Genomic DNA, 8,126 nt, shown 5'->3' with positions numbered 1-8,126 from the left:
GCAGGATGTGTTCCTGTTTGGCGGGACGATCCGCGAGAACATTGCGTACGGTAAGCTCGGTGCCAGCGAAGCAGAAATCCGCCTGGCTGCCAGCCGCGCACGCCTTGATGACGTCATTGACGCACTGCCGCTGGGCATGGACACGGTGATTGGCGAGCGGGGCGTGAAGCTTTCCGGCGGGCAGAAGCAACGCCTGTCGATTGCGCGGATTTTCCTGAAAAACCCGCCAATCCTGATCCTCGACGAAGCCACGTCTGCACTGGATACTGCCACCGAGCAGGCTATCCAGCAGTCGCTGGCGGAGCTTTCTGAGGGCCGGACCACGCTGGTGATTGCCCATCGTCTGGCGACGATTCAGAACGCTGACCGTATTATCGTGGTCGATAAAGAAGGCATTGTTGAGCAGGGTACGCATGAATCACTGCTGGCTCATCAGGGGCGTTATGCACAACTCCACGCCGCACAGTTCCGTTAATTTTTGTACCCTCTCCTGCAAAGGAGAGGGTTGGAACGGCGAAATAATCGCCACTCAAAAGTAAAGTCTCCCCAAAAATTTCCCTATCCTTCTCAAGTCTGCCCTCTCTTTTTATATTTTCTTTTTAGTAAAAGCCCGTTTTGAATAAAAATGATGCGATTCGGGCAGGTAAAAATATTCACTTTCGTTCAATTCAATCACGCAGGTCATTATTATTTCCTTTAATTTGACTTTATTTTGCTCAATATCTTTAGCGAAAATCCTAATTCGAAAAAAATTGCGTAGTACAAAAATCTTATGGCTGCTTTTTCTATTAATGTGATAATGAACTTACCCTTGTGATAATTACCCTGCTATGCACTATTTAAATGCAACGCGTCTAAATTCCTCCTTAATTCATTAACGATTGTTAACAGATAAAAACCTTTTGATAAAGGTGATCTCGGTTGCAATAACTTTACAATGCGAGACCTGTTTTGCACCAAAAAAATGCACCGCACCGTTGTGGTGCAAAACGTTATGCTAAAAGCGCATATAATCAGGGGGTTAGCGGCTTATAACAGAAATATTATGTTACAACTCTTTACGCAAAAAAGACTTAATGAGGCGAACTTTTCCATTTTAACTTTTCGTGCTCAGTGTTAAGGTTCGAATCGTTTTACAGACAGACGTATTTCAAAACATGTACAAATACTCACAGCCCGATATTCCAGATATATAAAAGAAAGCGGGCATGAGAACTCCTTTATAAAAAATCAAGGAAACTTAAATAATGATGAAGCGCAGTGTGTTGGCCTTAGCGGTCTCTTTAATTGCAGTGGGATCTACCGCAAACGCGAGTGAAATCTATAATAAAGACGGTAACAAACTGGACCTGTATGGTCGTGTAACCGCTAAGCATTATTTCTCCGATGATAAAAGTTCTGACGGCGACATGACTTATGCGCGTCTGGGCTTTAAAGGCGAAACTCAAATTAACGACACACTGACCGGTTATGGCCAGTGGGAATATAACATTCAGGCTAACCACGCAGAATCTCAGGGCGACCTGGGCAATAAAACCCGTCTGGGCTTTGCGGGTCTGAAAGTGAAAGATTTCGGTTCTATCGATTTCGGTCGTAACTACGGTGTGGTTTACGACGCACTGGGCTTCACCGATATGCTGCCTGAGTTTGGTGGTGATACTGCTAACAATGACAACTTCATGGTGGGTCGTTCAAGTGGTCTGGCAACTTACCGTAACCAGGACTTCTTCGGTCTGGTTACCGGCCTGAACATCGCCCTGCAATACCAGGGTAAAAACGAAAACGACGGTCGTTCAGCGTCTAAAGGCAACGGCGACGGTTACGGCGCATCCATCGATTATGAAGATATCGCAGGTTCCGGCATCGGTGCAGTTATTGCGGGTTCTTCTTCTGACCGTACTAACGCACAAACCAACGCCACAATCGGTGCTGGCGACAAAGCTTCTGCATGGGCAACTGGCCTGAAATATGACGCTCACCAGATTTATCTGGCAGCGATGTACAACGAAACCCGTAACCAGGCGCCAGTCACCGTGGGCTCCACGAGCGGCTACGCTAACAAAACTCAGGGTTATGAGTTAGTTGCGCAGTATCAGTTCGAAAACGGTCTGCGTCCTTCAATCGGTTACGTGCAGTCTAAAGCGAAAGATGTTGAAGGTGTGGGTGATGCGGACCTGGTTAAATACTTCGAAATCGGTGCGACTTACTACTTCAACAAAAACATGTACACCTATGTTGACTACATGATCAACCAGATCGATGACAACAACAAACTGGGCGTAAGCTCTGACGACATCGTTGCTGTAGCACTGACTTACCGCTTCTAAGTTAGTGAACTAAATTATTACCCCATTCTGTGTCTGAAAAAGGTAATCGCAAAGGCAGAGTTCATTGGCTCTGCCTTTTTTTATACCTGTGATTTCGTGTAATGCCTCCCAGGCCGCCCCCGTTTCTCTTCTCAAATAACCACAATAAATTCATATATCTAACTCTATAGCCTAAGGTTATACCCCAGACCCAAACAAGTATTCGTCAGCCGCTTTCTCCCGTGGAATATTCTCTGCAGTCTGATTAAAACCCCATTCAAAAAAATAGATCCCGGAGAAACTGACATGCAGCAAATTCCAAAGCCGTATCTTTTATTTCTTGGTGATGTGATGGATCCGCTGGCGGCGAAAACAGCGCGCGGTATTCACGTCTGGCGTCCTGAAGCTTGTGTCGGACAAATTCGTCTGGCAACGGATTCTGTGTCCTTAGGGTTGCCGGATCTGGATATCGCCACGGCGAAAGCGCAGGGCGCGAAAACCATGGTGCTGGGCACCGCAAATTCAGGCGGTAAATTACCAGCACACTGGATTGATTCGATCAAAGCGGCCATCAGCGCCGGTCTGAATGTGGCGAACGGTCTGCATCAGGGGCTGAACGACATTCCTGAGCTGGTTGCGCTGGCCGCTGAAAATAATGTGCAACTGTTCGATGTGCGCCACATGCAACCGGCGCTGGATACCGGCACCGGCATGAAACGTAGCGGCAAACGCATTCTGACTGTCGGCACAGATTGCTCGGTCGGCAAAATGTACACCTCGCTGGCGCTTGAAGCGGCCATGCGTGAGCTGGATTTGAACGCTGATTTCCGCGCTACCGGTCAGACCGGCGTACTGGTGGCCGGTGCCGGTATTGCCATTGATGCGGTGATTGCCGACTTCATTTCCGGTGCTGTCGAAGCGCTTTCCCCGGCGAACGATGACGATCACTGGGACATCATTGAAGGTCAGGGCTCGCTGTATCATCCGTCTTTTGCCGGTGTCAGCATGGGATTGATTCATGGCGCGCAGGCACATTTATTAGTGATGTGTCACGAGCTTGGTCGTCCGCACATGCGCCATCTGCCACATCAGTTTATGCCCACGCTGCGCCAGTGTCTCGATACCAATCTGGCGGCAGCCAGCCTGACCAGCCCTGGCGTAAGACTCGCCGGTTTCTCGCTTAACACCTCCTCCGTCAGTGAAGAAGAAGCCAAAATCGCGCTGGCGGAAATCAGCGAAGAATTCGGCGTACCGGCCACCGATCCGGTGCGTTTCGGTATCAAAAATATCGCGCAATGGATCAAGGAAAACGCCTGATGATCCAGATGACTTTCCAGTCCGTCGAACTGCCGCTGGCAAAACCATTTGCGATTTCCCGTGGTATCCGCACCGCCGTCACGGTGGTACGTGTTTACCTGACGGACGGTGAATTTACCGCCGTCGGGGAATGCACACCGACCGCACATTATCAGGAATCCCCGCACAGCGTTTGCGAGCAACTGGAACTTATCCGTCCGCAGGTGGAACAGGGACTGAGCCGCGAGGCGCTGCAACAGGCGTTGCCGGTTGGCTCAGCGCGCAATGCCCTCGATTGTGCAATGTGGCGTCTCGATGCGGCAAAACAGGGCAAAGACCTGTGGCAACTGCTTGATATGCCTAAGCCTGTTTCGGTGATTACCGCCGAAACCCTGAGTCTGGATTCGCTGGAAAATATGGCCAATGCCGCCGCCGTGGCAGTTGCCGGTGGCGCGAAGTTGCTGAAAATCAAACTCGACCGCGAGCAGATTATCGAGAAAGTGGCCGCTATCCGCGCCGCTGCCCCGCAGGTCACGCTGGTGGTGGATGCGAACGAATCCTGGCTGGGTTTGGATCTCGGCAGCCTGTTTCAGGCGCTGCATGAATTCAACGTGGCGATGATCGAACAACCCCTTCCTGCCGGTAATGACAAAGATCTGGTGCGTTGTTTGCATCCTGTTCCTGTCTGCGCCGACGAAAGCTGTCATGAGCGTGCGGATATTGCAGGGCTGCGCGACCGTTACGAGATGATCAATATCAAGCTCGACAAATGTGGTGGCCTGACAGAAGCGCTGGCCATGACCGATGTGGCTCGGCAGTTCAATCTGCGCATTATGGTCGGTTGCATGCTGGGCTCATCCATTGCGATGGAGGCGGCGCTGCCGGTAGCGGTGCAGGCGGAACGTGTCGATCTTGATGGCCCGATCTGGCTGGCGCAGGACGCTGAACCGGCATTGCGCTATGAAAACGGTGAAGTTTGGCTTTAACAGTTCAACTTATAAAGGAGGCGTTTATTGATGACAGTGCCCATTTTGCAGATTAACGATTTGTCGGTGACATTTTCCGGCCGGCAAGGCAAAACGCAGGCGCTGAAAGGCGTTTCCTTCTCTATTAATAAAGGTGAAGTGGTGGCGGTGGTGGGCGAAAGCGGATCCGGTAAGTCCGTCACTTCACTGAGTGTCATGGGATTGCTGCCGGATTCGGCGCACGTCGATGCGGGAAGTATCGAGTTTTTTGGCCGCAACGGCGAATGTCATACCCTGACGTCGCTGTCGGCAGAATCGCGCCGCAAACTGCGCGGGCAGGAAATGTCGATGATTTTTCAGGAGCCGATGACCTCGCTCAATCCGGTGCTGCGTGTAGGCGATCAGCTTACCGAAGGGCTGCTGGATCACGGCATGGCGAATAAAGCCACGGCGCTGAACAAAGCCCGCGAGCTGCTGAAACAGGTTCGTATTCCTGACGTTGAACGTATCCTTAAATGTTACCCGCATGAACTTTCCGGTGGCATGCGTCAGCGCGTGATGATTGCGCAGGCGCTGGCCTGCGATCCGGCGCTGCTGATTGCCGACGAACCCACGACGGCGCTGGATGTCACGGTACAGGCGCGTATCCTGCAAATTCTGCGCGACCTGCAACAGGGCACCGATATGTCGGTTCTGTTTATCACCCATGACATGGGCGTGGTGGCGGAAATTGCCGATCGGGTGGTGGTGATGTATCAGGGCCAGGTGGTGGAGCAGGGCAGTGTGACGGAAATTTTCGCCAACGCACAGCATCCTTATACCCGCGCCTTGCTGGCCGCCGTACCGAAACTGGGCGACATGCAGGGGCTGAAATGGCCGCGCCGCTTCCCGCTGTTAAGAGATAAAACCGGCCAAAATATTTCGCCAGAAAAGCAATCGGTTGCAGGTGATCATCCTCACATTTCAGCGGGTGATGGCGATCAGAAAACCGCCAACTACGATGCGCCGCCGTTGCTCGATGTGCGCGGGTTGCGTGTCTGTTACCCGATCCGCTCCGGCGTGTTGTCACGCGTGACCAAAGAAGTTCACGCCGTGGAACAAATCGACTTCTCTATCTGGCCGGGCGAAACGCTGGCACTGGTAGGCGAGAGCGGTTGCGGCAAATCCACTACCGGTCGCGCGATTTTGCGGCTGGTGGGCAGCGAATCCGAAAGCATTCACCTCGAAGGTAAAGAAATTACCCTGATGCGCGACACCCCGTTTCAGGCTGTCCGTCGTCAGATCCAGATGGTGTTTCAGGATCCCTACGCCTCGCTCAATCCGCGTCTGACCGTCGGGTTTTCCATTGCCGAACCTTTATTACTGCATGGCCTGAAAAAGTCTCTGGCTGATGCCACGCCGGTGGTCAATCAGCTGCTGAAAAGTGTCGGACTTGAACCTTTCCATGCGCGGCGCTATCCGCACGAATTCTCCGGCGGGCAACGTCAGCGTATTGCCATCGCGCGTGCCATGGCATTGCAGCCACAGGTGATTATTGCCGACGAGGCCGTGTCTGCGCTGGATGTATCGATTCAGGCGCAGGTGGTCAATCTGATGATGGATCTTCAGCGTGATACCGGCGTTGCCTGGCTGTTTATTTCACATGACATGGCGGTGGTGGAGCGGATCGCCAACCGGGTGGCGGTGATGTACAGCGGACAGATTGTCGAGATTGGCCCGCGTGATGCCGTGTTTAGTAATCCTAAACACCCATATACCCAACGCCTGCTCAGTTCGGTACCGGTGGCGGATCCGACGCAACGTGTTTTACGCAATTTTGATGATGTGGAAGTGAAATCGCCGGTGCATCCGGCGGGTGTACAGATAGAAAAACTCAAATATTCCCGCGTCAGTGAACATCACTGGGTTGCACAGGGATAACTCAACATTCTTTTTTGGGACACACAGGAGAACACCATGCATTCGACCTTAGTGCGTAAAAGCCTGCTTGCCGCCGGACTGGCGCTTTGTTTTGCGGCGTCGGCTCAGGCCAAAGATCTGCGTATTTCCATGTATGCCGACGTGACCGGTTTTGACCCGCACGACACCACAGATACGCTGAGCTATTCCATTCAGAGCGGTATTTTTGAACGCCTGTTCCAGTTCGACAGCAAAATGGCCGTTGTGCCGGTGCTGGCGACGGATTACACCAGTAACAGCGATGCGACCGAATTCACCGTTAATCTTCGCCACGATGTGACTTTCCAGGACGGCACGCCGTTCAATGCTGATGCGGTAAAAGCCAACCTGGATCGGCTGGCCAATCCGGCCAATCATCTGAAACGTAACTCGCTGTTCAGCATGATCAAATCCGTTGATGTGGTCAGTCCGTATCAGGTAAAAATCACCCTCAACAAACCGTTTGGCGCGATGATCAACACCCTGGCGCACCCGTCGGCGGTGATGCACAGCCCGGCTTCGTTAAAGCAATACCCGAACGAACAGGATCTGAGTGTGCATCCGGTCGGCACCGGTCCGTTTAAGTTTGTGGAATGGCAGCAGGGTAAAGACGTCAAACTGGTGAAATACGACAACTACTGGCAGAAAGGCTGGCCGAAAGTAGATTCCGTCACGCTTTACCCGACGCCGGAAGATTCCACGCAGGTGGCGAAACTGAAGTCCGGCGGCGTGGACGCGGTGTATCCGCTGCCGTCCGATCTGGTGGATACCGTGAAGAGCGATCCGAAGCTGGATATTGCGCAGGATCCGGGCATCTATCTGTATTACATCGCCTTCAATACGCAGAAAAAAGAGTTCTCTGACGTGCGTGTCCGTCAGGCGATTAACTACGCTATTGACCGTAATCTGTGGCTGAAAGTCGGTTTCGCCGGTCTGGGTTCGCCGTCCACCTCGCCGCTGCCGAAAAACGTTCAGTTCTATCAGAAACAAACCACGCCGGATTACAGCTATAACATCGCTAAAGCCAAAGCGCTGATGAAAGAAGCCGGTTATGAGAAGGGCTTCGACGTTGAAATGTGGAGCTCGAACAAAACCGACCGTATCCGCAGTGCGCAGTTCCTGAAACAACAACTTTCACTGATCGGCGTGCGCGTGAAACTGGTGCCGATGGATTCCGGTTCGCTTAACCAGCGTCTGTGGAGCACACCGAAACCGGCGGATGCCAAAGTGGAAATGTACTACGGCGCATGGTCGGCCTCTACCGGCGATGCAGACTGGGCGTTGCGTCCGCTGTTTGCCACCGAATCCTGGATCCCTTCTGCCTATAACGTCTCTTATTACAGCAACAAGCAGGTTGATGCGGCGATCACAGCGGGTCTGCAAACGGCTGATGTGGAAAAACGTAAAGCCGCCTATGCCGATGCGCAAAAACTGCTGTGGGCAGATGCGCCGGTGGCCTATCTCGGCGTGCCGGACAACCTGGTCGGTAAGAGCAAAGACCTTTCCGGCGTCTACATGCTGGCCGACGGCTCACTGATTTTTAATCAGGCACAGTTTAAGTAATTTTTTTTGCTCCTCCCCCTGCGAAGGGGGAGGCTGGGAGGGGGTTTAGCAGGCAACT

6 protein-coding genes are annotated in these 8,126 nt (G+C 52.5%); all 6 read left to right on the top strand.

The window, feature by feature from the left end; genetic code table 11:
* Positions 1–475, top strand: a 475-nt coding sequence (locus UC14_RS25580) for an ATP-binding cassette domain-containing protein (protein ID WP_157962162.1), incomplete at its 5' end; no start/stop codon positions are given.
* 772 nt (positions 476–1,247) lie between these two features.
* The gene (locus UC14_RS25575) at positions 1,248–2,327 is read left to right on the top strand and encodes a porin (protein ID WP_013575739.1); all 1,080 of its coding nucleotides are present in this window, start codon (positions 1,248–1,250) and stop codon (positions 2,325–2,327) included.
* A 285-nt stretch (positions 2,328–2,612) separates the two neighbouring features.
* Positions 2,613–3,623 (top strand): N-acetyltransferase DgcN, encoded by a 1,011-nt coding sequence (gene dgcN, locus UC14_RS25570; RefSeq protein ID WP_037034403.1) that lies wholly within the window; start codon positions 2,613–2,615, stop codon positions 3,621–3,623.
* On the top strand, positions 3,623–4,588 hold the full coding sequence (dgcA, locus tag UC14_RS25565; RefSeq protein ID WP_112198690.1) for an N-acetyl-D-Glu racemase DgcA: 966 nt from the start codon (positions 3,623–3,625) through the stop codon (positions 4,586–4,588). Before dgcN ends, dgcA begins: the two co-directional genes overlap by 1 nt.
* Before the next feature lie 30 nt (positions 4,589–4,618).
* Positions 4,619–6,487 (top strand): ABC transporter ATP-binding protein, encoded by a 1,869-nt coding sequence (locus UC14_RS25560; RefSeq protein ID WP_112198689.1) that lies wholly within the window; start codon positions 4,619–4,621, stop codon positions 6,485–6,487.
* Positions 6,488–6,523: 36 nt separating this feature from the next.
* Complete coding sequence (locus UC14_RS25555) at positions 6,524–8,068, top strand: glutathione ABC transporter substrate-binding protein (RefSeq protein WP_013575735.1); 1,545 nt, start codon at positions 6,524–6,526, stop codon at positions 8,066–8,068.
* Positions 8,069–8,126: the final 58 nt, after the last annotated feature.

Source organism: Rahnella sp. NRRL B-41462 (genome assembly GCF_003263525.1).
GTDB lineage: Bacteria > Pseudomonadota > Gammaproteobacteria > Enterobacterales > Enterobacteriaceae > Rahnella > Rahnella aceris.
This window is presented reverse-complemented; position numbering and strand designations above follow the sequence as displayed.